The sequence below is a fragment of the Actinacidiphila yeochonensis CN732 genome (genome assembly GCF_000745345.1).
In the GTDB taxonomy this organism is placed as follows: domain Bacteria; phylum Actinomycetota; class Actinomycetes; order Streptomycetales; family Streptomycetaceae; genus Actinacidiphila; species Actinacidiphila yeochonensis.
The window spans coordinates 3,448,275-3,472,832 of record NZ_JQNR01000005.1 but is presented as its reverse complement, the minus strand read 5'-3'; the positions used below and the strand labels follow the sequence as shown (position 1 = coordinate 3,472,832).

Genomic DNA, 24,558 nt, shown 5'->3' with positions numbered 1-24,558 from the left:
CGCTCCTGCGCGCGGACGCGTTACCCCACGCCTCCGGACGACGCCTCCGCGTGGCCCGGGCCGGCTCCCGTTGCCAGGTCGCTCGGACGGAAGCTGCCGAGCAGGCGGCCCCGGGGCCTCGGCGCCGTGGGACGAACGAGCGGGGGTGGAGGAACCGGGGAAGGGCGGGGCGGCACAGTCTGCGGCAGCAGCAGGGACGGCAGGGGGCCGTCGTCGAGTTCGGGAGGGAGGTGCGCGCCGACGTGGTCCCCTACCGCTCGCAGTGCGGACAGGACGTCCGTGGCGTCGGGACGGGCGGTGCGGTGTCGTTCCGTCGCGTCCCAGAAGTGGTGCGGCCCGGTGGCTCGGAGAGTGGCGGGTGCGCCCGGTTCGAACTGCTCGCGCGGCTGCCCGTTCTCCCAGTAGCTCAGCAGGTGGAAGGCGTTGGCACCGAAGTGGACGGCGATGGTCCGGGTGCCCTCGGAGAGATCCGCGAGGGTGGCGGAGGCACTGCCCCGGGAGCCGGGGATCTCGATGGCGAACGCCCAGCCGTTGAGCGTGCCCGCCCTGACCACGGCCTCGGCCGGACCAGGCCGGAGGGCCGCGTCGATGCCCGCGAACGGCACGAGGCGGGCCGCCCCCGGATCGAGGCCGTAGCGGCGCAGGAGTTCCCCGGGTGTCACCGCGTGGGTGAAGGTGAGGGTGAATCCCAGGTAGCGGCCCCGGACGAGCCACTCCCAGCCGGCGGGTTCCGGGTCGTTCGCCTCGAACTCCAGCTGCACCGCACCCTCCACCTCGGACGACAGGGCGATCCCCCCAGGGACGGCTCCCCCGGACTCCCCTGCCTGAGCATCCCGGTGGAAAGCGGACTCGGGGGCGCCGAGGCCGTGCCGTCGAACGTCGGAGCCGACCGTCCCCGACAGCGGTCGGCCCAGGGGCGGCAACGGAGGTCGGCGTGGCGTCAGTCGCCCCAGATCCGCTCGGCGTAGGCGACGAAGTTGCCGCCCATGACCTTGGCGATCCGCCCCTCGGACCAGCCGCGCCGCTCCAGCAGTCCGATGAGCTTGCGGAACTGGTCGACGCCGCGCAGGTCCACCACGAACGGGTAGGTGTCGGCGCGCTCGCCGGCCGCGCCGACACCTGCCCGCCGGCGCTCCGCCACGTGCTCGGCGAGCGCGACCCGGTAGGCGTCCAGGTCGTCGATGGCGGTGACCGGGCCGTCCGTGCCGATGCCGACCGCGTCCTCGCCGCACACGTCCACCGCGTGGACCAGGTGCTCCACCACGTCGTCCGCGGTGGGGTGGCCGGAGGCGGCCAGGAACGGCATGAAGTAGATCCCGACGAAGCCGCCCCGCTCGGCGACCAGGCGCAGTTCCTCGTCGGTCTTGTTGCGCGGCAGGTCGCACAGCGCCCGGCAGCCGGTGTGGTTGACCGAGATCGGCGCCTTCGCGATCCGGGCCGCCTCCAGGCAGGTGTTCTCACCGCTGTGGGAGAGGTCCACCATCAGCCGGTGCTCGCCGAGCCGCTCGACCAGCTCGCGCCCGAAGGGGGTGAGCCCGCGGTTCTCCGGCGCCATGGAGCCGTCGCCGACGTGGTTGGCCTGGTTGTAGGTGAGCTGCACCACCCGGACGCCGAGGCGCGCGAACTCCCCCACCCGGTCCAGGTCCTGGCCGACCGCAACGGAGTTCTGGAACCCGTAGACCACGCCGATCCGGCCCTCCTCACGGGCGCGGAGGATGTCCTTGGCGGTGCGGACCTTCAGCAGGTCCGCCGGGTGTTCGCGCACGATCCGGTCCCACACCCCGATCTCGGCGAGGGTGTGCGGGTAGGGCTCCATGTCGCCGATGGTGTAGCCGAGGGTGATGTTCACCGCGGTCAGCCCGGAGGCGCGGGCGTCGGCGATGGTCCGCTCGTCCACCCGGATGTCGCTGCTGCTCTGGACCAGTGAACCGGCCGTGTCGGCGGACGCGTTGGGGTTCTGGAGCTCGCCGAGGGCGTTGACGATCAGAGGGGTCGGGATGCTCACTTCGTCTCCTCCGTCCCAGCGGCGCCCGTCGCTCCCGCCGACGCCGTGCCCGTCGCTCCCGCCCGCTCCCCGGCGGTGGCGGCCGGGCCCTCGAAGTCCGAACGGTGGTGGCGGTGCCCGCGCTTGACGACCGTACGGACGGTGCGCAGCGCGGCCGCCAGGTCGGTCTCCGGGTCGGCGTCGAGTACGACCAGGTCGGCGAGCTTGCCCTCCTCGACGGTGCCGCGCTCGTCCTCGGCGCCCAGGCTGCGCGCGCCGACCAGGGTGGCGCTGCGGATGACCTGCGAAGGGGTCATGCCGCAGCGCTCGTTGAGGAAGACCAGCTCGTCGTGGAGCGGCGGCCAGGCCAGCGAGAGGTCCGGGTCGCTGTCGGTGCCGGTGCAGATCTCCACCCCGGCGCGGTGGGCCTGGGCGGTCAGCGCGGCGGAGACGGTGTCGTTGGCGAGGGCCCGTTCACGCGGCTCCCCGGCGTCCCCGCTGCTGTCGGCTATCCGGCGCCACATGGAGGCGGTGGCGTCCAGGATCGTGCCGCGGTCGCGCATCGCGGCGAACAGGGCCTCGATCACCGGGTCGTCACCGCCCGCGAACCGGGCCGCGTCGACCGGTGGCTTCGTCTTGTAGCGGACCAGCGGACCCTCGGCGGTCTCGTGGACCAGCAGGCTGACGTGCGAGACGCTGTCGGCCCCGGCCGCGACCACCTCGCCGGGCCGGGCCGGGAAGACGGCGGCGTGCGCCCAGACCAGCATCCCCTGCCGGTGCGCCTCCGCGGCGATGTCGGCGACCAGGTCGCCGGGAAGGTCGGCGTAGATCTTGACGGCGGTGGCGGAGGTGCCGCGGGCCATGGCGACGGCGAGCGGGAGGTCGGTGTCCTCGTCCACCGCCTGCATCCACGGGTTCTTCCCCGGCACCGCGCCCTGGGAGACCTGCCAGGTGCGCGGGTCGTCGAAGAAGGTCGGGCCGGCCATCAGCGCCGCGTAGTACAGGTCCGGGGCGGCGATCTCGCCGATCCGGGAGGCGCGGGCCAGGTCGCCGACCTGGCGCAGGTCGTCGGCCATGTCGCGGGCGGTGGTGACGCCGCCGAACAGGTCGCGGCGGAGCACCGCCTCGGCGACCGGCCGGTTGGGCGGGGTGGCCACGTGCTGGTGCGAGTCGATCAGGCCGGGGATGACGAACGCGCCTGCCAGGTCGACGAGTTCGGCGCCGTCGAAGTCGGCCGGGTCGATCTCGGCGTCGGCGGCGACGCGGACGATGCGCTCGCCGTCGACCACGACCGTGGTCCCGGCGCGGGCGGGTGCGCCGGTGCCGTCGACGACGGTCGCGCCGCGGTAGACCACCACCGCACCGGCGGGCGCCGGGGCGAACGGCGTCAGGGCGGCGACGGGCTCGTCACTCATGGGTTCTCCCTCCAGACCCGCACTGTTACATTGCTCGCAACAGGTGGTCCGCTCTGCGGAATGGCGCCCACCCTATCCGCCACCGGCGACGGCCGACAGGCCCCGGCCGGAGACGGGGCCGGAGACAGCGCCGGCGGCAGGACCTCACGCCGAGAACGAGAGGACGTGCTCCATGCCCGCGTCCGGCAACTCCGCCGTGGACAAGGCCCTGGACCTGGTGGAGGCGGTCACCCGGTCCGACCGGCCGCTGCGGCTCAGCGAGCTCGCCGACGCCCTGGGCCTGCAACGGCCCACCGCGCACCGGGTTCTGGCGGACCTGGTCCGACGCGGCTGGATCATGCGCGTCGGCGACCGCTACCTGCCGGGCGCCGTCGTGCTCCAGCTCTCCAGGGCGGCCGCCGCGCACTCCCTGGCCGGCATCGCCCGTCCCGTGCTGGAGCGCCTTTCCGCGGCCACGTCGATGATGGTCAACCTCCAGGTACCCGAGGAGGAGCGGTCACGCGTCGTCGACGTGGTCCGACCCGAGCGGCTGGAGATGATCAGCGACCTGCGCGACGAACTCCTGCCGGTGCACCGGTTCGCCGGCCCGCTCGCCCTGGTCGCCGCCATGGACGAGCGGACGCGCGCGCCCTACCTGGCGGCCGCGGCCGCCGCCGGGCACCCTCTGGAGGGCCGCGACGGCCTCCTCGCCGATCTGGACCGCACGGCCCGCACCGGCTGGGGTGTCCAGATCGGCCGCACCCAGCGGATGGTGGCCTCCGTCAGCCGTGCCGTCCACGCCCCGGACGGGCGTCCCGTCTGCGCGCTGACCCTGGTCGGCCCGGCCCCGGAGTTCGAGGAGCCGAACATGTCCCGGCTGCGGACCGAACTGCGGGCGGCCGCCGAGGAGGTGGCCGCCGCGCTGGGCACGCCGGGAGGCGGACGGCGACCGTGACGAGCCCACGCCGTACGTCCTCAACTCCTCTGTATCGTCGCCCGTCTGAATGCCCATCACACCGCTCGCGACCCGCATCCGACCGCCGCCTGCCCCGCCCCGCGCCGACCGCGCCGATAGCGCCGCGTCTTCCGGCCTTCGGGTCCAGCGCCCCTCGCCCGCCGCGCCGCGGCCCGCACACCACGCCGACGCCCCCTCTGGAGTCCCATGTCCGAGCTGACCGTCCTCGACCACGACGCCACACTGGCGGCGCTCGACCCGCTGCGGCTCCTCGAAGCGGTCAGCACGGCGCTGACCGCCGTCGCCGCGGGGACCGTCTCCGCGCCGCCCCGGATCGCCGCGTCCGGACCGCACGGTCTGCTCGGGACGATGCCCGCCTACGTGCCCGGGCTCGGGCTGGCCGCCAAGCTGGTCAGCGTCTTCAACGACCCGGCCCGCCCCGGACGCACGGCCCACCAGGGTGTCGTCGCCCTGTTCGACGAGACGGACGGCCGTCCGCTCGCCCTGGTCGACGCCGAGCCGCTGACCGCCCTGCGCACCGCCGCCACCGCGACCGCCGCCCTGCTGGCCCTGGCCCGCCCGGACACCGCCCGCATCACGGTGATCGGCACCGGCGCCCAGGCCGACGCCCAACTCACCCTGCTCTCGGCCGTGTTCAGTGCCCCGAGGGCTCCCCCGCAGCCCGCCGCCGCCCCTGGCCGACCGCCGCGACACCGACCGCCGCGACGCCGACCGCAGCCGCGGCACCGCTGGTCACCGTCGCCGGGCGGGACCCGGGCCGCACCCGCGCGCTGGCCGAGCGCCACGGCGTCACCGCGGTCACGTCGATCGAGGAGGCCGTCCGCGCGGCCGACGCCGTCCTGTGCTGCACCGCCGCCCGCGAGCCCGTCCTCGACCGCGCCTGGCTCCGTTCCGGCGCCCACGTCAGCTCCGTCGGCGGCTCCCACGGTCCGGAGGTGGACGCGGCCACCGTCCGCGACGCGACCCTCTTCGCCGAGTGGGAGGGCGCCGCCTCCTCGCCGCCGCCGGCCGGCGCCCACGAGCTGCGGGGGATCGCTCCCGCCCGGGTCACCCTGCTCGGCGCCGTACTCGCCGGCTCGCACCCGGGGCGCCGCGACGCCTCCGAGCTGACCCTGTTCAAGTCCACCGGCCACGCCGCCCTCGACGTCGCCGCCGCCCGGGTCGTACGGGACGCCACCACGCCCGCCGAACCCCTCGGAGCTCCGGCGGGCGAGCCGGGCGGTACTCGTTTGTGATCCCGGCCCGCCATGCCGTAGGCTGAGATCACAACGACGCGGGGTGGAGCAGCTCGGTAGCTCGCTGGGCTCATAACCCAGAGGTCGCAGGTTCAAATCCTGTCCCCGCTACTCACACGAAGAATCCCCCCGGCGCACTCGCGCCGGGGGGATTCTTCGTTGCGGGAATACCCGGGATGTCCACGATCCCGGGGTGTCCGTACACCGGCCCGCCATGCCGTAGACTGACACCACAACGACGCGGGGTGGAGCAGCTCGGTAGCTCGCTGGGCTCATAACCCAGAGGTCGCAGGTTCAAATCCTGTCCCCGCTACTCACACGGAAAATCCCCCCGGCGCACTCGCGCCGGGGGGATTTCTCGTTGCGGGGCATTCCGCGACCGCCCGCGATGTCGCTGACACCTCCACGCGCAGCCGTCCCGGACCGGCGCGTGCTTCCCGGCCGGCCGCCGGACCACCGCCGCGGAGCCCGCACACGGAATCCGGCCGGTTTCCGGGGCGGCCCGAAGGTCCGACGGGACGGTGCCGGCGCCCGAAGCACGGTGAGAGGACAACCCCTCCGCCCGTTCCACGCCACCCGGGCGACCGTCAGCCGTCGGCCGCCGTCGAGCGGCTGTCGAGCAGCGGACGGCCCGGCGGGCGGACCGGTGGACCGGCGGAGGCGTGGTTGTAGAGCCGGGGTTCTTCCGGGCGTTGCCTGGCAGTGGTCTGCCGCTCACCAGGCCGGGCGAAGTTGGCTGTACAACTTTCGAGCGGAAGATGCTGGGCGAACGATGAAGAGTGCTGTGGGTACTGGATCGGTCGAAGCGGTGGAGGCCGTCGCGGCACCGGAGGTCACGCCGACCGCCGGGGTCGGGAGGGTCACGGAAGCGCCGGCCGCGTGGCTGCGGGACAACTGCCCGTGCGAGGAGTGCCGGGACCCGCGGTCCGGACAGAAGCTGTTCCAGATCACGGAGTTGCCGGCCGGGCTGGCGGTGGGGGCGGTGGCCGAGGCCGACGACGAGGGGACGCCGTCGGTGGAGGTCCGGTGGGAGCCGGACGGCCATGTGTCGCTGTTCTCCGTGGCCTGGCTGGACGCCAACCGGCCCGGGCTGTCCGGCGGCGCCGGGGACCGGCGGACCGAGGCGGGCAAGGAGCTGTGGCGGGCGGCGGATCTGGCGGGGCGCGTACCGGAGGCCGACTGGGCGGCCTACCGCACCGATCCGGTGGAGCGGGCCCGGATGCTGGAGGCGGTGCTGCGGCTGGGGTTCGCACTGCTGCGGGACGTGCCCCGGCAGGAGGGCCAGGTGGTGGCGGTCGCCGAGACGTTCGGCTTCGTCCGGGAGACCAACTACGGCACGGTCTTCGACGTCAGGGTCGAGCCCGATCCGAACAACCTCGCCTTCACCTCGGCGCGGATCACCCCGCACACGGACAACCCCTACCGGGACCCGGTTCCCACCCTCCAGCTGCTGCACTGCCTGGAGAACTCCGCGTCGGGCGGCGACTCGGGGCTCGTCGACGGGTTCGCGGCGGCGGCGCTGCTGCGGGAGGAGGACCCGGCGGCGTTCGAGGTGCTGGCCCGCACGCCCGTACCGTTCGTCTTCCGCGACGACCGGACCGAACTGCGCGCGGACCGGCCGCTGATCGAGGTCGACCCGCACGGGCGGATCCGCGAGGTCCGGTTCAACAACCGCTCGATCGGCACGCTGCGGCTGCCCGCGGCCGAACTCGACGCGTTCTACGCCGCCTACCGCGCCTTCGGTGAACTCCTGCTCCGTCCCGGGCTCCAGCTCGACTTCCGGCTCGCCCCGGGCGACTGCCTGGTCTTCGACAACACCCGCCTGCTGCACGCCCGTACGGAGTTCGAGCAGAACGGCTCCCGGCATCTGCAGGGCGCGTACGCGGACCTGGACGGACTGGCGAGTTCGCTCGCCGTGCTGCGGCGGGCCGACCCGCTGGACCTCCTGGCGGAGCTGTTCGAGGGGCCCGGGGCGGAGGCGTACCTGGGTGAACAGGTCACCATGGCCGAGCACATGCTCCAGGCCGGCGCGCTCGCCCGGGACGCCGGCGCCCCGCCGCACCTGGTGGCCGCCGCGCTCCTGCACGACGTCGGGCACTTCAGCGGTCCGGTGACGGGCGAGGAGCTGATGGCCGGCACCGACAACCGGCACAGCCACACCGGCGCGGACCTGCTGGCCCGCTGGTTCGGCCCGGACGTCACCGAGCCGGTGCGGCTGCACGTGGCCGCGAAGCGCTACCTCTGCGCGGTCGAGCCCGACTACCGCGCGGGCCTGTCCGCCGCGTCGGAGCACACCCTCCAGGTGCAGGGCGGCCCGATGACCGCCGCGGAGGCCGCCACCTTCGCCCGCCTCCCGTACGCGGCCGACGCGGTCGCCGTACGCCGCTGGGACGAGCAGGCCAAGGAACTCGGCGCCGACACCGGTGACTTCGCGAGCTTCCTCCCGCTGCTCACCTCGCTCGCGCGCGGTTAGCGGCACGGGACGCGCCGCGCCGGAGCTGCGGTCTCCGGCGCGGCGCGTCCGCGTGAACCCCCCGCGTCCGCGTCAGCTCCGCGCGTCCGCGTCAGCTCCGCGCGTCCGCGTGAACCCCCCGCGTCCGCGGCCCTCTCACCGAACACCGCGGATCGGGGGCCCGCCTCGTTCAGGGGGCGCGGCGGTGGCGGCGTCCCAGGGCGGAGGCGGCGATCGAGTTGTGCACGGTGAAGGCCACCGTGCCGCGCAGGTAGCGGTCCTCGGACCACTCGACGGGGGCGCCGACGGGGTCGGTGGAGCGGCGGCGTTCGCGCAGCAGGGCCTCGCCGGCGGCGCAGCCGAGCAGGCGGGCGTCGTCGTCGTCGGCCAGGACCAGGTCGATGGTGTGGTCGGCGTCGGCGAACACGACGCCCTGCTCCTGCAGCGGTTCGGTGTGCGAGACCGCGTCGGCGGGTATGCGGGCGACCAACTCCCCCACCCACACCGGGTAGACGCTGCGCTCGACCATCACCGGCCGGCCGGACAGGGTCCGCACCCGCAGTACGGTGACGACCTCCGCGCCGGGTTCCAGCCGCAGTTGGTCGCCCTCCCTGGGGGTGGCCGGGCGGCGGTCGACGCGTTCGACCCGGCCGCCGGGCTCCTCGCCCACGGACCGCGCCCAGCTGGTGAAGCTCAGCAGTTCGGAGAAGCTCTGCACCCGCGCCGTGCCGAGCACCACGCGCCGCGTGCCGCGCCGGGAGGTGACCAGTCCGTCGGCGCGCAGCACGGCCAGGGCCTGCCGTATGGTGCCGCGCGAGACGCCGTACCGCTCGGCCAGGGCGCTCTCGGCCGGAAGCTTGCCGCCCGAGCCGTACGCGCCCGCGGCGATGGCCTCGCGGAGGTCTGCCGCGACCTTGCGGTAGAGCGTGCCCGTCGGCGGCCGCGCGCCGTCGTCCGCCGTCATCCTGCGAGTCCCCTCCTCGGTCCGCCGGCCGGTCACCACACCGCGGCCGGCCTGTTCCGCCCCGCTGGACCCTATCCGTTCCACCTGTACCCGGCAGCACCACCCGCGCCCGGCGATCGGGCGGGCCGGCAACAGGACGCCGACATTCCGCCGCCATCCCCCGAAGGTCCTCGGTCCGTTCACCTCGCGGATACCGGGGTCGTGCGTACTGGCGAAAGTTGTACAGCCAACACAGGCGCCGAGTAGGCGGCCGTCCTGGCCGTCCCGCCGTTCGCTGTCGTCTCACCAGGAGGAAGACCCCCGTGACAGTCCACCGCGCCCGCGTAGCCATCGCAGCTGCCGGGCTCACCGCCGCGGCGCTCGCCCTGACCGCCTGCGGCTCCTCCTCCGAGTCCTCGTCGGCCGGCTCGGCCGGGGGCAAGAGCGCGGCGACCGCCACCTCGGCCGCCGGCTTCGGCGGGATGAACGCCCTGGTCGCCGCCGCCAAGAAGGAGGGAACGCTCAACGCCATCGCGCTTCCCCCGGACTGGTCCAACTACGGCGCCGTCATCGCCGCCTTCGAGAAGAAGTACGGCATCAAGGTCTCGGACGAGAACCCCGACGGCGCCAGCCAGGACGAGATCTCCGCGATCACCTCCCGCAAGGGCCAGAACCGCGCCCCCGACGTCGTCGACCTGGGCAACTCCTTCGCGCTGAGCGCCGCCTCGCAGGGCATCCTCGCCCCGTACAAGGTCGCCACCTGGGACAGCATCCCGGACGCGCAGAAGGACGCGAGCGGTCTGCGCTACGACGACTACGGCGGCTACGTCTCCATCGGCTGCGACGCCAAGGCCGTCAAGGAGTGCCCGACCACCTTCGCCGACCTCCTGAAGCCCGAGTACAAGGGCAAGGTCGCGATGAACGGCAACCCGACCAAGTCGGGTTCGGCGTTCGGCGGCGTCTTCGCGGCGGCGCTCGCCAACGGTGGTTCGCTGGACGACATCCAGCCCGGCCTGGACTTCTTCCACAAGCTCAAGGCGAACGGCAACTTCAACCCGGTCGAGTCCACCCCGGCGACCGTGGAGAAGGGCGAGACGCCGATCAGCATCGACTGGGACTACCTGAACGCCGGCTACGCCAAGGAGTTCGCGGCCAAGGGCCTGGACTGGAAGGTCTCCGTGCCCTCCGACGGCCAGTACGCGCAGTACTACAGCCAGGCGGTCAACAAGTACGCGCCGCACCCGGCCGCCGCGCGGCTGTGGGAGGAGTTCCTCTACAGCCCCGAGGGCCAGAACCTGTGGCTCAAGGGCTTCTCCCGCCCGTCCGAGCTGCCGGCCATGACGCAGGACGGCACCGTCGACAAGGCGGCCGCGGCCGCGCTGCCCGCGGTCACCGGCACTCCTCAGTTCCCGAGCCCCGCCCAGGTCGACGCGGCGCAGAAGACCGTGCTCGCCGGCTGGTCCAAGGCCGTGAGCTGACCGGCGCCATGACCACGGCTCACGCCGCGGCCCCCACCCCCGCTGCCGGCCCCTCCTCGGAGCAGGCCGGCAGCGGGGCGGCTGCCGCCCCCACACCGCGCACCGGCGGCTCGCGCCGCCGGCCCCGCGCCACCGGATGGCTCGCCGTCCTGCCCCTGATCGTCTTCGTCCTGGTGGTCTTCGGACTGCCCGCCTTCGCCATCGCCACCAATGCCTTCAAGACCGCCGCGGGCTCACCCGGCGGGCAGCGGTGGACGACCGGCAACCTCGACCAGTCGGTGCACGGCGCCTACCTCACCGCGCTGTGGGGCAGCGTCAAGCTCTCCGCCCTCACCGCCGCCATCGGCGTGCTGCTCGGCCTGCCGCTCGCCCACGCCGTGGTGACCTCGCGGTTCCGGGCGCTGCGCGAAGGGGTGCTGGCCGCCTCCGGGGTGCTGGCGAACTTCGGCGGTGTGCCGCTCGCCTTCGCCTTCGTCGCCACCCTCGGCAACTCCGGTGAGCTCACCCGTGCCCTCGGCCTGGGCAAGCACGGCTGGAGCCTGTACTCCTTCACCGGCCTGACGATCGTCTACCTGTACTTCCTGGTGCCGCTGATGGTGCTCACCATCACCCCCGCGCTGGACGGTCTGCGCGCGCAGTGGCGTGAGGCCGCGCAGAACAACGGCGCGACCACCCGCCAGTACTGGCTGCACGTCGCGCTGCCGATCCTGGCGCCCTCGCTGCTGGGCGGATTCGTCCTGCTCTTCGGCAGCGCCTTCGCCGCCTACGCCACCGCCGCCGCGATCGTGGGCAGCTCGGTGCCGCTGATCACGCTCCAGATCTCCAACGCGCTGTCCGGCAACGTGCTCGCCGGGCAGGGCAACGTGGCCCTGGCGCTGAGCCTCGACATGATCGTGATCGCCGGCGTGGTGATGGCCCTGTACATCCCCCTCCAGCGCAGGAGCGCACGATGGCTGCACTGACCCCGTCCGCCGCCCGCGCCGGCCGGCCGGCCCCGGGACCCGCCGGCCGACGGCGCCGGCCGCGGGTGTGGCGCGGCGTCGTCGGACTGGTCGCCGCGCTGTACTTCCTCGGCCCCATGGTCTTCTCGGTGATCTTCACCGTGGACGTGCCGGGCCAGGGCTTCACGCTCAGCTCCTACAGCGGCATCCTCGACGCCCCCGGCTTCGGGAGCAGCCTGCGGCTGACGCTGGAGCTGGCCGCCGCCACCATCGCGGCGACGCTGCTGCTGCTCGTGCCCGCGCTGGTCGCGGTACGGCTGGCCGCTCCCCGGCTGCGGGTCCTGGTGGAGGTGCTGTGCTCGCTGCCGCTGGTGGTGCCCGCGGTGGCGCTGACGGCGGGCATCAGCTCGGTGCTCCAGTGGGGCCCGGACGACTTCGCCGACACCCCGCTGTTCCAGACCTTCAACGAGATCCAGAACCCCGGCTTCCCGGTGGTGCTGCTGCTCGCGTACGTCCTGATGGCCCTGCCGCTGGCGTACCGGACGCTCGACGCCGGGCTGCGCGCCCTCGACCTCGGCACGCTGGTGGAGGCCGCCCGCAACTGCGGGGCGAACTGGCCGCGGACCGTCGTCCAGGTCGTGCTGCCCAACCTGCGCGGCGCCCTGCTGAACACGGTGTTCCTCACCCTGGCCCTGGTGCTCGGCGAGTACACCGTCGCCTCGATCCTCGGATACCAGCCGTTCGCGGTGTGGATCGTCTCCGTCGGCGGCAGCAACGCCCAGATGTCGGTCGCGGTGTCGGTGCTCAGCCTGGTCCTCACCTGGGTCCTGCTGCTGCTGCTCGCCGCCGCCGGACGCGGGCGCTCGACCCGCCCCCAGCGCGGTACCCGCCGGAGCGCCGCCACGACCGCGGCGACCACCGTTCAGGAGAACTCATGACCCCGACCACCGCAGGAACCACCTTGGGAACGGCCGGTACCGGCCGCGGCAGCGGCGGCGCGACCGTCGAGTTCCGCGGCCTGCGCCGGGCGTTCGGCGCCACGGTCGCGCTGGACGGCCTGGACCTGGCCGCCCGGCCGGGCGAACTCCTCGCGCTGCTGGGGCCGTCGGGCTGCGGCAAGACGACCGCGCTGCGGATGCTGGCGGGCTTCGAGCACCCGGACTCCGGGGAGGTGCTGGTCGACGGCGAGGACGTCACCGGTGTGCCCGCCCACCGGCGCGGCGCGGGCATGGTGTTCCAGTCGTACAGCCTCTTCCCGCACCTGACCGCCGTGGAGAACGTCGCCTTCGGCATGCGCATGCGGGGCGCCGGGAAGGCCGAGCGGAAGCGCCGCTCCGAGGAGTTGCTGGACCTGGTGGGACTGGGCCGGCTCGCGGGCCGGTTCCCGCACCAGATGTCCGGCGGGCAGCAGCAGCGGGTCGCGCTGGCCCGGGCGCTGGGCCTGGAGCCGCGGGTGCTGCTGCTCGACGAGCCGCTGTCCGCGCTCGACGCGAAGGTGCGCCTCACGCTGCGGGAGGAGATCCGCCGGCTCCAGCAGGACCTGGGCATCACCACCCTGTTCGTCACGCACGACCAGGAGGAGGCCCTGTCGATGGCCGACCGGGTCGCCGTGCTGCGCGCCGGGCGGCTCGAACAGGTCGCGGCGCCGGCCGAGTTGTACACCCGCCCGGCCACCGCGTTCGTCGCGGAGTTCGTCGGCACCATGAGCCGCCTCCCCGCGGCACGCGCCGGGGACGGCCGACGGGTCGAGGTGCTGGGGAGCAGCCTGCCCGTCGAGGGCGAGCTGCCCGCCGACGGCGAACTGGACGTCCTGGTACGGCCCGAGGCCGTCCGGGTCGCGGCCGATCCGCGGGGCGGCGCCCTGGTGGCGGCTGCCTCCTTCCTCGGCGCGATCACCCGGATCACGCTGCGGCTGTCCGACGGCACCGAGGTCAAGGCCGACGTGCCCACCGAGAAGGCGGCGGACCTGCCCGTAGGCTCGACGGCGGCGCTGACGCTGCCCGACCGCCCGGTCCTGGTCGACCGCCGGGTCGCCTGACCGCGGCCGTCCCGCCCCGGGGCCCCGCCCCCGGCCCCGGCCTGCCCGCGGCCGTTCGCCGGATCACCGGATCACCGGATTCCGGCTCGCGGCGCCGTCCGAAACCACCTACCAGGAAGGGCATTCGTGCACTCCCGTACCGCCCCGGTTCCTCCTCCCGCCGCCGTCCTGTTCGACATGGACGGCACCCTCGTCGACACCGAACACCTGTGGTGGCGGGCCGTGGCCGAGGTCGCGGAGCGGCTGGGGTACCGGCTGTCCGACGCCGACCTGCCGGAGGTGCTCGGCTGCCCGGTCGCGCACACCGCCGGGTACCTGTGCCGCACCACCGGCGCGGCGGTGCCCGAGGCGCGGATCGCCCGGGGACTGGACGACGCCTTCGCCTCGCGGGTGGCGGGGGACGTGACGCCGAGGCCGGGGGTGCTGCGGCTGCTGGCGGGGCTGCGGGCCGCCGCGGTGCCCACCGGCCTGGTCACGGCGTCGCCGCGGCGGATCGTCGACCTGGTGCTGGACAGGCTCGGGGCCGACTGGTTCACGCTGACGGTGGCAGCCGAGGACACGGCCCGCGCCAAGCCCGCGCCCGATCCCTACCTGACCGCGGCCGAGCGGCTCGGGGTCGAGCCGGGCGACTGCGTCGCGGTGGAGGACTCACCGCCGGGCCTGGCCTCCGCGCGGGCGGCGGGCTGCCGCGTGGTCGCGGTCCCGTCCACCGTGCCGATCCCCCCCGGCGACGGGGTGATGGTGGTCGGCAGCCTGGAGGAGGTCGACCTGACCCTGCTGTCCGCCTTCGCCGCCGCCCGGGCCTGAGCCCGCGTCACCCCTTCCGGAGTCACCGTGCCCTACGTACTTCTCGGCCTCGCCATCCTCTCCGAGATCTGCGCGACGAGCTGCCTCAAGCTCACCGACGGATACACCCGCCTGCTGCCCACGGTCGCCGTGGCGGTCGGGTACGTCGTGTCGTTCGTGCTGCTCGGCCGGGCGCTGACCGACATCCCGGTGTCCGTCGCCTACGCGGTCTGGTCGGGCGTCGGCACGGCGGCCGTCGCCGCCGTCGGAGCAGTGGCCTTCGGTGAGTCGCTGGGGTGGCCCCAGTGGACGGGCATAGCCCTGATCATCGTCGGCGTCGTCGTCCTGAACCTCCACCGCGCCCACTGACCGCCGCTCCGCCGCCGTACGAGGCCCCGCCGCGCGCCGCGCGGCCACCGTGCCGCCCGGTCCGCCCACTGCTCCCGGTGGGCGGACCGGGCTTTTTGCTGCGCCGGGACGGCGAACCGCCGTGGGGGCCGCACGGCGGGCGATTGTCGGCCGGCGGCCGGGCGTTCGCCACACCTCGTTAACGGAGCATTCCCGAGCGGACCGCTTACTTGGCTGAGTTGTACAGCCAACTCCATCCGACGCCGCGCCGAGGCAGCCCCGCCACGCGGCCGACACGACGCCGCCGGGTCCGCCCGACACGAGGGTGGCCCAGCCGGCCGGTCCGGTCCGGGCCGCTCGGGCCCGACCCGGACCGAGAGGACCACGAACTCCCATGACCGTTCCCGCCGTGGCGGCCACCAGCAGCACCCTCACCGTCGCCTCCCCCGCCGCCCCGCACGCCGGCGACAAGCTGACCTTCGCCTGGACCACCGACAGCCCGAACGCCAAGAACTGGATCGGCGTCTACGGCCCGGCCTCCTCACCGAGCACCTCCTCGTCGTGGGTGTGGTCGTACGTCACCTCCGGCACCTCCGGCAGCACCACCGTCAACACCTCCGGGCTGGCCGGCGGCCCGTACACCGCCTACCTGCTCTTCGACGACGGCAGCCGGATCCTCGCCCAGTCCGACCCGATCACCTTCGCCGGGACCGGGGACAGCCTCGTCATCACCTCCTCGGCCACCCCCCACGAGGGCCAGAAGACGACCCTCGCCTGGTCCACGGGGACGCCCAACGCCAAGAACTGGGTGGGCGTCTACGACGGCGACCGGCAGCCCGGCAACGGCTCCTCCATCGCCTGGGCCTACACCGCCGCCGCCTCCGGCACCCTCACCCTGGACACCTCCGGCCTGACCGGCGGGCCGTACACCGCGTACCTGCTGTTCGACGACACCTACCCGGTCCTGGCCCGCTCCGCGCCGTTCAGCTTCACGCCCGTCGTCGCCCCGCACGAGGCGGTGGACGCCGTCACCGTGCCGGCGACCACCGGCGACCGCATCTCGGTCCCGCTCGGGAACCTGTGGATCCGGCCCGACGGCAACAAGCCCGGCACCCCCTCCTACCGCCGGATCTCCGGCGACTCCTGGCTGTCGGTCTCCGCGTCCGGCGAGGTCACCGGCACCGTGCCCGCCGCCGCGCCCAAGGAGCCCGGACGGATCGTGGTCGGCGTGCGGGACAGCGCGGTCGGCACGGACACCGTGACGGTCGTGGTGCCGGTCCGCGACGGCGGCCAGGACGCCAAGAACACCGCGAAGGGCAAGGCCGGCAAGGACGGCGTCACCTTCAAGGTCGCCACCCTGAACCTGTGGGACGCCGGCGCGCACGTCGACGGCCCCCTGGAGAAGCAGGCCCGCGTGGTGCTCACCCAGGGCCTCGACATCGTCGCCCTCCAGGAGACCGGCGGCACCGCGGCCCGCACCCTCGGCCAGGCGCTGGGCTGGAACGTCTACCAGAGCTCCGGCAGCCTCGGCATCGTCAGCCGCTACCCGCTGACCCGCGTCACCGGCCCGACGGCCGCGCTGCCCGCGGTCTCCGCCACCGTCACCCTCCCCGACGGCAGCGAACTGCGGCTGTGGGTCGCCCAGCTCGACGAGGCCGACTACGGGCCCGACCGCGAACTCTCCGGCCTGACCGCGGACGGCCTGGTCGCCGCCGAGAAGCTGACCCTCCGCTACCGGCAGGCCCAGCAGCTGGCGCTCGCCATGAAGTCCGACCTCGCCTCCGCCACCCCGGTGGTCCTCGCGGCCGGACTCGCCTCCCCCTCGCACCTCGACTGGATCTCCCGTACGGCCTACGAGCACAACGGGCTGGGCCCGGTGGCATGGCCGGTCACCAAGCTGCTGGAGAAGGCCGGCCTGACCGACGCCTTCCGCGAGGCCAACGCCGGCCCGATCAAGGCCCCGGGCATCACGTGGTCCCCGGTCCACCCCGCCCAGGGCGGCGACGCCGAGCCGCAGGACCGCATCGACCAGGTCCAGTACAGCGGCGGCCTCGAAGTCGTCGAGGCCCACAGCCTCGTCACCGGCCGCCCGCTGCCGGTGCCCGGTACCGGCGCCAACGGCTGGCCGTCCGACCACGCCGCGGCCGTCGCCACCTTCGCCCTGCGCAACGCCCGCTGACCCCCCACGACCGCAAAGGACTCGCATCCATGACCCCGACCTCGATCAGCCGCCGCGCCCTCATCGGCACCGCCGCCGCGGCCGGCGCCACCGCCGCCATCGGACTGCCCGGCACGACCGGAACCGCCGAGGCCGCGGAGAAGCCCCGCGGCACGGTCGACGACGTCAAGCACGTCGTCGTCCTGATGCAGGAGAACCGGAGCTTCGACCACTACCTGGGCACCCTGAGCGGTGTCCGCGGCTTCGGCGACAAGCAGGGCGTCGTCTTCCCGAACGGCAACTCGGTCTTCCAGCAGCCCGACGGCGCCCGCGCCGAGGGGTACTCGCTGCCGTTCCGGTTCGACACGGACACGTACAAGGCCCAGGACTTCGGCGGCCTCGACCACGGCTGGGACTCCGGCCACCAGGCGGTCAACAACGGCGCGCAGAACCAGTGGATAGCCGCCAAGGGCCGCAACACCATGGGGTACTTCACCCGCGAGGACATCCCGTTCCAGTACGCCCTGGCCGACGCCTTCACCGTCTGCGACGGCTACCACACCTCGCTCAACGGCCCCACCGACCCCAACCGCCTCTACCTGTGGACCGGCACCCCCGGCCCCGGCGTCGACGGCACCACCGGGCCCTTCACCGACAACAGCATCGTCACCGAGAACCCGGTCGGCGACTGGACCACCTACGCCGAGCGGCTCCAGAAGGCCGGCGTGAGCTGGCGCGTCTACCACAACCCGGACGGCTCGGACAACGAGAACGGCGACTACGACGACAACGCCCTGTCGTACTTCCAGCAGTTCGCGAACGCGCCGAAGGACTCGCCGCTGTTCGTCAACGCGATGACCAAGTACGACCCGGCGGCCTTCGACGCCGACTGCAAGAACAACACCCTGCCGACCGTCTCCTGGCTCGTCGCCCCCTTCAACTACTGCGAGCACCCGGACGCCGGCCCCGACTGGGGCGCGTGGTGGGTCAACCAGGCGCTCCAGTCCGTGATGTCCAACCCGGAGGTCTGGAAGAGCACCGTCTTCCTCGTCATGTACGACGAGAACGACGGCTTCTTCGACCACGTCGTGCCGCCGATCGCCGAGCCCGGCACCAAGGACGAGTTCGCCGACGGCAAGCCGATCGGGCTCGGCAGCCGGGTGCCCATGTGGGTCTGCTCGCCGTGGTCGCGCGGCGGCTGGGTCAACTCCCAGGTCTTCGACCACACGTCGGTGCTGCGCTTCCTCGAACTCGTCACCGGTGTGCGCGAGCCCAACATCACCGAGTGGCGCCGCACCGTCTGCGGCGACCTCAGCACCTGCTTCGACTTCAAGAACCCCGACTACAGCATCCCCAAGCTCCCCGACACCGACGCCCTCAAGGCCAGGGCGACCGCCGAGCACTCGCTGCCCGCCGTCCAGTCCCCGGCCGACGGCGCCCAGGTGATGCCCGAGCAGGAGCCGGGCGACCGGCCGCACCGCGCCCTCCCGTACCGCCCGTGGGCGGACGTCTCCGTCGACCGGCGCACCGGCAAGGTCACCTGCACGCTGACCAACGACGGCAGCGTCGGCTACGTCTTCACCGTCCTGCCCAACGTGCTGCTGCCCTTCACCGGAACGCCCTTCCTGGTCCGGCCGGGCCACTCCCGCACGTACGTCTGGGACACCACCACGACCGACGGCCGCTACGACTTCACCGTGCACGGCGCCGACGGGTTCGTGTCCCGCTTCTCCGGCACGGTCGTCCCCGACGGCCAGACCGACGTGGCCCTCCCCTCCGTGACCGCGAAGCTGCACGGCGCCGGGCACCCGGACAACACCTCGGTCGCGTTCAAGCTCGTCAACGACGGCGAGACCGACGTCTCCTTCACGCTCACCGAGAACGACTTCGGCGACGACACGAAGACCGTCCAGGTCAAGGCCCGCGGACGCGCCAACGTCACCTGGCCCAGCCACCAGGGCCGCTACGACGTCACCGTCACGGCGAGCACCGGTACGCGCTTCGCCCAGCGGTACGCGGGCACCGTGCACAAGGTCTGACCGGCCGCCGGCAAACGCCGGAGAACCGCGGAAGCCGCGGAACCGCGCGGGTCCGCGCAGACCGCCGGGTCCGCGCAGACCGCCGGGTCCGCGCAGACCGCCGGGGGCGCCGCCACTGTGGCGGCGCCCCGGCCGCGCTCCGGCCCCGCTTCCGCGCGAGGCCCGTCCGCTACGGGGCGGCGACCTGGGCGGGCTCCCCCGCCTCGGCGTCATCGTCGTCGTTGAGTTCGGCGAGGAACTCCGCGCCCAGGACCTCCCGCGCCGCCTCCAGGTCGTCCAGGTCCACCTCGCCGTACTCGGCGGCGTGGCCGTCGAGCGCCGTCAGGATGCGCTCCACCGGCGCGTGCGACCCGCCCAGCCGCTGCTCGGCGTAGACGGCGATACCGAGCTTGAGGAAGAGGTTCGCCGCGTGCCGGTTCTCCGCACGCTCCTCCAGGGCGGTCTCCCCCGCCTCGAAACCCTTCGACGCGACCTCGGCCAACTTCTTGAAGAAGCTCATTCCCCACTCCTGACCATTCCGGTGTCTTTCCCCGTCCGCCGGACCGCCCGCCTCAGCGCCGCCGCCCGCCGCCGCACCCGGCGACCCTATGACACCCGCCGCCTTCCACGAGGCGCACTCCCCGTTTCTGACATCCGGTCACACCGCCCCGTCCGCCGACGGATCGGACACGCCGACGGACCGACCGGCGGCCGGCGCCCACCCGGAGGCGGCGCCGCACGGCGCGGTCGGCCCGCGGCCCTTCCCGGGGGCGGCCCTCAGGGAGAGGAGCGCCGGCGTTCCTCACGCCGCAGGCCCACCGACGTCCGTACGGCGGTGATCAGCGCGGCGACGGCGGCCGCGAAGCAGGCCGCCGACAGCACGGCGACCACCGTCTGGGTGTCGCCTGGCTTCGTCTCCGAGGCGCCCCAGGCCAGCAGCCCCGACAGGACGAGGAAGACGGGCACGCAGACCGCCGACAGCCGGAGCCGCAGAGCGCGCTCGGACCTGCTGGCGGCCCGCCCGCTACCTATCGGCGCCGGCCCCTGATTGCTCAACGCGTTCACGACAGTCCTCCCTGGGCTTCCAGCGGTGGCGGCGCGGGCCCCCGGGCGCTCCCGTGCGGCACCGGCCACCGGGGTATACGGTCACTCCGGGTGACGGGACCGGTCGCTCCCGGCCGGCCTTGGACCGACGGCCCGGCGACCTCGTACCCCGGTGGCCACACCGTCCCCTTCCGTGCTCACCATTGTCCGATGCCTGCTGGACACGCGCACGTTCGGGCCGCCGCCGTGACGCACCGCGACCACGCCCGGGCGCCGGTCCGGCATCCAGGCCGGCCGCCGGCGGCTCTCCCAGCAGCCACACGACCACCAGAGCCCGCGATCCACCTCATCCCGGCGGCGGACTTCCATTCCCTTCCGCCAGTAAAGACCTCCCAATGCTTGGCCGAATATCTCGGTCGCGCATATCGCGCATTAGGTGTGCAGCCCGCCCGTATTGATCGGCTGAGCAATCACGGAGATGTAACGGAGTCCCGCGTGAAGCAAATTCAGGGGAGCACAACGGGACGCACACGAGCCGGGACGGAAGCGGCCCCGAGGCCCGCGGGCGGCCGGCGGATCGACGCGGCGGCGGGCCTCGGGCCACGAGTCCGCCCGAGCCCCCGGCGGGGCCGGCCCCGCGGTGTGCGTCTCCCCTCGCGGACCGTCCCGCGGTCCGCGAGGGCACGTCGAGTATCCCGTTGCGGTAGGTGAGGAGAAAACGGTGCGGCTTGACGGGCGAATCCGCAGGTCGACGGTGCGGCCGGCCGAGTCGGCGGCGCCGGCCCCGCCTCTCGCCGGCGCGCGGGACACGGCGTACGCGCCCCGCGTGCCGGCGCGCGGCACCACGATCAGTTCCACGATCAGCACCGCGATCAGTTCCACGGTCAGTTCCACGATCGGTACCACGGTCAGTTCCACGATCAGTTCCACGGTCAGCGCCACGATCGGTACCGCGATCAGCACCACGCGGAAGAAGGCCGGCCGCACCATGGAGACGGCCGGGAAGGCAGCCGGACTCCCGAGCTGACCGGTGTGCGGCCGGGGGCCCGTGACCCTTGGCCGCCCCACCCCGGCGCCCACCGTCGTACGTACGCGTCCAGAACCACCCCCGCCGACACCCCACACACTGGAGGCATCGTGAAAGACGCCGTGCACCGTGCGATAGAGACGATGTGGAAGCACTACGGTGAGCCGGTCTCGCTGTCCGACCTCGCCGACGCGGCGATCCTCAGCAGGTTCTACTTCTCCCGCGTGTTCCGCCAGGTGACCGGCACGTCCCCGGGCCGGTTCCTGTCCGCGGTCCGGCTGCACCAGGCCAAGGAACTGCTGCGGGAGAGCGAGCTGAGCGTCACGGAGATCTCCTACGAGGTGGGGTACAACAGCCCGGGAACCTTTACCTCACGGTTCACCCGCAGCGTCGGGCTGTCGCCGACGCGCTACCGCGACCACGCGCGGCTGGCGGACTTCTGCTCGCTGCCCCAGCCCCCCGGGCCCGACCCGCGCCACGGCACCTTCGTCGGCACCGTGCTGCGGTCCGGCGTCGTCCCGCTGCGCACCGTCTACGTCGGGGCGTTCAGCAGCTCGGTCCCCGAGGGCAGACCGGTCGCCTGGGACGTGCTCGGCCCCGAGCGGCAGCGGTTCCAGTTGCACGGCGTCCCGGACGGCGCCTGGCACATCCGGGTGGCCGGGCTGGACGGCTCGCCCCCGGAGTTCGGCACGGAGCGCCGCATGCTGGTCGGCACCTGCCCGGCGGTCACCGCCCAGTCCGGGCGGGTGGTCAAACTCGACATCACCCTGCGCCCCAGTAGCGTCTTCGACCTTCCGATGCTCTTCGCACTGCCGGAGCTCGACTGCCGCGACCAGCGCCTGCTGGCCGACGCCTGCTGACCTCGCACCCCCGGCGGGGGACGAAGACCCTCGCGGCCGGGCGACCGCCGGGGCAGCGGCCTCGGGCCGCGCCGCCGCTCTGCCGAGTCGTGCGGTGCGTACCCGGTCGGCCTCCTCGGCCCCGGCCGCGAAGCGCGCGGCGAGGCCGTCGCCTCGCGGTCGTGGGAGGCGGCCGCACCGTGGTGGCGGGGCGCCGGAGGTGGTGCGGCCCCTCGCGGGAGGGGCCGCACCCGCGGGGCTCAGTCCTGGGCCAGGGCGGGCGGGGCGGCGTCGACGCCCCAGTCCGTCGGCTCGGCGGAGAGGTTGATCCTGATGGTGCCGGAGCGGAGCAGGTCCTCGTTGGAGAGCCAGCTCCTGTTCAGCGCGCCCTTGTCCGTCCGGACGGAGGAGACGTACTGGAGCTTCGACGCGTCGGCGCCCGGGGCCTCGATCGTGATCGTGCGTCCGTGTTCCGGCCGGATCTCGACCTTCTCGAACATCGGCGCGCTGATCACGTCGGTGGCGGAGCCGGGCTGGGCCTCGAAGACGCCGGCCATGGCGAAGACGAGCATCGACGAGGTGGCGCCGAGGTCGTCGTTGCCGGGCATGCCGTACACGGTGTCGGTGAAGAGCGTCCGCATCGCGCGCAGCACGGCCGAGGTCTTCCACGGCGAGCCCGTCCACGTGTACATCCACGGGGCGCTGAAGTCGGGCTCGTTGTTGGGGTTGAAGGCGAAGTTGTTGTGGTAGTCGTAGGCGCCGGTCACCCAGGAGTCGGTGGCGGCCTTCGCCGGGTCGCTGAGCACGGTCGGCATGTCGAAGAACGTGTCGAGCCGCTGCTCGGCCTGCGCCTGGCCGCCCATGAGCCCGAAGAGGGTCTGCGGGTCCTGCTGGGCCAGCCACTGGTACTGCCACGCGGTGCCCTCGTGGAACGGGGCGGTCTGGGTCGGGTCGGAGGTGACGGCGACGCTGCCGTCGGCGTTCTTCGCGACCGGGAACCCGGTGAAGCCCTGCGAGGTGACGTCGGGGTCCCAGAGCTTGGTGAAGTTGTCGCAGCGGGAGGCGAGCGTCGCGGCCTGGTCCCGGTAGCCGAGGCCCTTGGCCATCGTGGAGAGCGAGCAGTCGGCGAGCGAGTACTCAAGCGTGGCCGATCCGGCCTGGCGGCTGTCGCCGTACAGGTAGCCCGGCAGGTCCTGGTAGGCGACCCAGCCGTTCTTGACGTAGGAGGGGTTGCCGTCACGGCCGCGGAAGACCGACTGGTCCGCGGGGACCTCGTTGGCGTTCTTCCACAGCGCGCCGAAGAGCTGCCGCGCGGTCCTGCCGTCGAGCAGGCCGCGGTTGTAGATGTCGACGATCCACGGGGTGACGGGGTCGCCGCTCATGACGTTGGTCTCGCTGTTGGCGAGCCCCCAGCGCGGCAGCCAGCCGCCGTCCTGGTAGATGTGCAGCACGGACTTGGCCATGTCGGTTGCCCGGTCCGGGTTCAGCAGGTCCACCAGCTGGTTCTGCGAGCGGTAGGTGTCCCAGAGCGAGAACATCTGGTAGTACGTGGAATCGGCCTTGTGCACCTTGTCGTCGAAGCCGCGGTAGCGATTGTCCACGTCGGAGCCGATCGCCGGGTCCAGCAGCGAGTGGTAGAGCGCCGTGTAGTACGTGCGCTGGTCGGCGGTGCTGCCGCCGGCCACCCGCATCCGGTTCAGCTCCGCCTGCCAGGAGTCGTGCGCGGCGGCGCGGGCCCTGTCGAACGACTTCGGCTGCTCGGCCGCGCGGTTGAGGCGCGCGCCGTCGATCGAGGTGTAGGACAGGCCGACCGAGGCACCGACCTGGGCGCCCTTGGACGGGTCGAACGTCACCCAGGCGCCGGCCCGCCGGCTGCCGCGCGACGCGTCGCGCTGGTTCTGGGTGAGGGTGTCGTCGGTCCAGGTGCCGTAGCTGGAGAACGTCCGGTTGAACTTCGCGCTGAAGAAGATCCGGTAGCGCTCCTTGCCGGTCTCCCCGCAGAAGTTGCCCCCCTGGAGCCAGCCCTCGACGGTGTCGTCGCCGGCCACGTGCACGTCGCCCGCGTAGGTGCTGCCGTTGCTCTGGCCGACCTCGATGAGCACGTTCTCCGGGCCCGACCCGGCGGGGTAGGTGTAGCGCTGCTGGCCGGTCCGCTCGGTCGCGGTGAGCTCGCTTTTGATGCCGTTGTCGAACGTCACGCCGTAGTAGCCGGGCGAGCTCGTCTCGTTGGCGTGGCTGAACTTCGCGCCGTACTGCGCCGGGTCCGAGGAGGTGACCGCGCCGGTGGTCGGCATGAACCTGAAGTTGCCCATCGTCTGGCAGCCGACGCCCGACAGGTGCGTCATGCTGAAGCCGAGGATGGAGTTCTGGCTGTAGTCGTAGGAGGCGTAGCTGTTCAGCTGGGTGTCCGGGCTCAGCTGCACCATGCCGAACGGGTCGGCGGCCCCCGGGAAGGTGGTCCCGTCGCCGTTGTTGCCGATCGAGGTGTCGACCAGCGCCGTGGGGTCCTTGGCGAACCGCGGCCCGCTCTCCGCGGCGTTGGCGACGCCTCCGGTGGTCGAGGCCACGGCCACCGTCGTGGCGAGTGCCAGGGCGGCGAACACGTGTTTCAACGCTCTCATCGGGTTCCTCTCCTGTGCGACAACGTTGTCACTCCCCCGATTCGATCTTTCCCGGTTTGGTGGTGTGCAGTCAATCCCCGCCGCACCCCGCCGCCGCCCGGCACGATTCCGCACCGGCGCCGCCTCGCGCCCGGCCGACGATCCGCGGACGACCGGCGGACGACCCGGCGGACAGCCCTGGCGGCCGCCCCGCCGGGCACCCTCGCACCCCGTCGACCGCGCCCGCCCGGACACCACTTGGCACGCCTTCGACCGCGCGGCGACGCGGCACACCGG

20 protein-coding genes, 2 tRNA genes and 1 pseudogene are annotated in these 24,558 nt (G+C 73.4%); 16 read left to right on the top strand and 7 right to left on the bottom strand.

Annotated features, from left to right (window positions below; all coding sequences use genetic code 11):
- Nucleotides 1-20: 20 nt before the first annotated feature.
- The 3 genes from BS72_RS32805 to BS72_RS26175 form a co-directional block, all read right to left on the bottom strand.
- On the bottom strand, nucleotides 21-761 hold the full coding sequence (locus tag BS72_RS32805) for a DUF6461 domain-containing protein (protein ID WP_157856332.1): 741 nt from the start codon (nucleotides 759-761) through the stop codon (nucleotides 21-23).
- Between the two features lie 179 nt (nucleotides 762-940).
- A complete protein-coding gene (locus tag BS72_RS26180) occupies nucleotides 941-2,005 on the bottom strand; it encodes a dipeptidase (RefSeq protein ID WP_037914104.1) in 1,065 nt (354 codons plus the stop codon).
- Nucleotides 2,002-3,399 (bottom strand): amidohydrolase family protein, encoded by a 1,398-nt coding sequence (locus BS72_RS26175; protein ID WP_063836139.1) that lies wholly within the window; start codon nucleotides 3,397-3,399, stop codon nucleotides 2,002-2,004. Before BS72_RS26175 ends, BS72_RS26180 begins: the two co-directional genes overlap by 4 nt.
- Nucleotides 3,400-3,571: 172 nt before the next feature.
- Between BS72_RS26175 and BS72_RS26170 the strand changes: the two genes are divergently transcribed.
- From BS72_RS26170 to tmpA, 6 genes and pseudogenes are all read left to right on the top strand, one after another.
- The gene (locus BS72_RS26170) at nucleotides 3,572-4,333 is read left to right on the top strand and encodes an IclR family transcriptional regulator (protein ID WP_037914101.1); all 762 of its coding nucleotides are present in this window, start codon (nucleotides 3,572-3,574) and stop codon (nucleotides 4,331-4,333) included.
- A gap of 207 nt (nucleotides 4,334-4,540) precedes the next feature.
- Nucleotides 4,541-4,933 (top strand): annotated as a pseudogene (locus tag BS72_RS40055) (ornithine cyclodeaminase family protein); the annotation flags it as partial.
- 149 nt (nucleotides 4,934-5,082) lie between these two features.
- Nucleotides 5,083-5,589 carry a hypothetical protein gene (locus tag BS72_RS40050; RefSeq protein ID WP_407639064.1) on the top strand — a complete coding sequence of 169 codons (507 nt, stop codon included), beginning with the start codon at nucleotides 5,083-5,085 and terminating at the stop codon, nucleotides 5,587-5,589.
- Between the two features lie 37 nt (nucleotides 5,590-5,626).
- A tRNA-Met gene (locus tag BS72_RS26160) sits at nucleotides 5,627-5,700 on the top strand.
- Nucleotides 5,701-5,828: 128 nt separating this feature from the next.
- Nucleotides 5,829-5,902, top strand: a tRNA-Met gene (locus tag BS72_RS26155).
- A gap of 459 nt (nucleotides 5,903-6,361) precedes the next feature.
- Nucleotides 6,362-8,062, top strand: coding sequence for a 2-trimethylaminoethylphosphonate dioxygenase (gene tmpA / locus BS72_RS26150; RefSeq protein WP_078901643.1), 1,701 nt, complete (start codon nucleotides 6,362-6,364; stop codon nucleotides 8,060-8,062).
- Between the two features lie 169 nt (nucleotides 8,063-8,231).
- Here tmpA and BS72_RS26145 read toward each other — a convergent pair whose 3' ends face one another.
- Nucleotides 8,232-9,005 carry a GntR family transcriptional regulator gene (locus tag BS72_RS26145; protein ID WP_037914097.1) on the bottom strand — a complete coding sequence of 258 codons (774 nt, stop codon included), beginning with the start codon at nucleotides 9,003-9,005 and terminating at the stop codon, nucleotides 8,232-8,234.
- A 302-nt stretch (nucleotides 9,006-9,307) separates the two neighbouring features.
- Between BS72_RS26145 and BS72_RS26140 the strand changes: the two genes are divergently transcribed.
- The 8 genes from BS72_RS26140 (at nucleotide 9,308) to BS72_RS26105 (ending at nucleotide 18,772) form a co-directional block, all read left to right on the top strand.
- Nucleotides 9,308-10,462 carry an ABC transporter substrate-binding protein gene (locus tag BS72_RS26140; protein ID WP_037914094.1) on the top strand — a complete coding sequence of 385 codons (1,155 nt, stop codon included), beginning with the start codon at nucleotides 9,308-9,310 and terminating at the stop codon, nucleotides 10,460-10,462.
- 8 nt (nucleotides 10,463-10,470) lie between these two features.
- Nucleotides 10,471-11,424, top strand: a complete 954-nt coding sequence (locus BS72_RS26135; RefSeq protein WP_037914092.1) for an ABC transporter permease — start codon at nucleotides 10,471-10,473, stop codon at nucleotides 11,422-11,424.
- The gene (locus BS72_RS26130; RefSeq protein WP_037914090.1) at nucleotides 11,412-12,341 is read left to right on the top strand and encodes an ABC transporter permease; all 930 of its coding nucleotides are present in this window, start codon (nucleotides 11,412-11,414) and stop codon (nucleotides 12,339-12,341) included. Before BS72_RS26135 ends, BS72_RS26130 begins: the two co-directional genes overlap by 13 nt.
- Nucleotides 12,338-13,441 (top strand): ABC transporter ATP-binding protein, encoded by a 1,104-nt coding sequence (locus BS72_RS26125; RefSeq protein ID WP_037914087.1) that lies wholly within the window; start codon nucleotides 12,338-12,340, stop codon nucleotides 13,439-13,441. The genes BS72_RS26130 and BS72_RS26125 overlap by 4 nt, the downstream gene beginning before the upstream one ends.
- Before the next feature lie 126 nt (nucleotides 13,442-13,567).
- The gene (locus BS72_RS26120; RefSeq protein WP_037914084.1) at nucleotides 13,568-14,248 is read left to right on the top strand and encodes an HAD family hydrolase; all 681 of its coding nucleotides are present in this window, start codon (nucleotides 13,568-13,570) and stop codon (nucleotides 14,246-14,248) included.
- A 27-nt stretch (nucleotides 14,249-14,275) separates the two neighbouring features.
- Complete coding sequence (locus tag BS72_RS26115) at nucleotides 14,276-14,596, top strand: DMT family transporter (RefSeq protein WP_037914082.1); 321 nt, start codon at nucleotides 14,276-14,278, stop codon at nucleotides 14,594-14,596.
- A gap of 373 nt (nucleotides 14,597-14,969) precedes the next feature.
- On the top strand, nucleotides 14,970-16,754 hold the full coding sequence (locus tag BS72_RS26110; RefSeq protein WP_037914080.1) for an endonuclease/exonuclease/phosphatase family protein: 1,785 nt from the start codon (nucleotides 14,970-14,972) through the stop codon (nucleotides 16,752-16,754).
- Between the two features lie 29 nt (nucleotides 16,755-16,783).
- Entirely contained in the window at nucleotides 16,784-18,772 is a 1,989-nt protein-coding gene (locus tag BS72_RS26105; RefSeq protein WP_037914077.1) for a phosphocholine-specific phospholipase C, read from the top strand.
- Between the two features lie 169 nt (nucleotides 18,773-18,941).
- On the opposite strand, the gene BS72_RS26100 is transcribed toward BS72_RS26105, so the two are convergent.
- Together BS72_RS26100 and BS72_RS26095 are read right to left on the bottom strand one after the other, a co-directional pair.
- Complete coding sequence (locus BS72_RS26100; protein ID WP_037914075.1) at nucleotides 18,942-19,271, bottom strand: hypothetical protein; 330 nt, start codon at nucleotides 19,269-19,271, stop codon at nucleotides 18,942-18,944.
- A gap of 257 nt (nucleotides 19,272-19,528) precedes the next feature.
- Nucleotides 19,529-19,816, bottom strand: a complete 288-nt coding sequence (locus tag BS72_RS26095) for a hypothetical protein (protein WP_157856331.1) — start codon at nucleotides 19,814-19,816, stop codon at nucleotides 19,529-19,531.
- 700 nt (nucleotides 19,817-20,516) lie between these two features.
- Here BS72_RS26095 and BS72_RS36790 point away from each other — a divergent pair.
- Together BS72_RS36790 and BS72_RS26085 are read left to right on the top strand one after the other, a co-directional pair.
- Nucleotides 20,517-20,822 (top strand): hypothetical protein, encoded by a 306-nt coding sequence (locus BS72_RS36790; RefSeq protein WP_157856330.1) that lies wholly within the window; start codon nucleotides 20,517-20,519, stop codon nucleotides 20,820-20,822.
- A 110-nt stretch (nucleotides 20,823-20,932) separates the two neighbouring features.
- Complete coding sequence (locus BS72_RS26085) at nucleotides 20,933-21,682, top strand: helix-turn-helix transcriptional regulator (RefSeq protein WP_037914063.1); 750 nt, start codon at nucleotides 20,933-20,935, stop codon at nucleotides 21,680-21,682.
- 239 nt (nucleotides 21,683-21,921) lie between these two features.
- On the opposite strand, the gene BS72_RS26080 is transcribed toward BS72_RS26085, so the two are convergent.
- Nucleotides 21,922-24,282 (bottom strand): GH92 family glycosyl hydrolase, encoded by a 2,361-nt coding sequence (locus BS72_RS26080; RefSeq protein WP_037914060.1) that lies wholly within the window; start codon nucleotides 24,280-24,282, stop codon nucleotides 21,922-21,924.
- Between the last annotated feature and the right edge of the window lie 276 nt (nucleotides 24,283-24,558).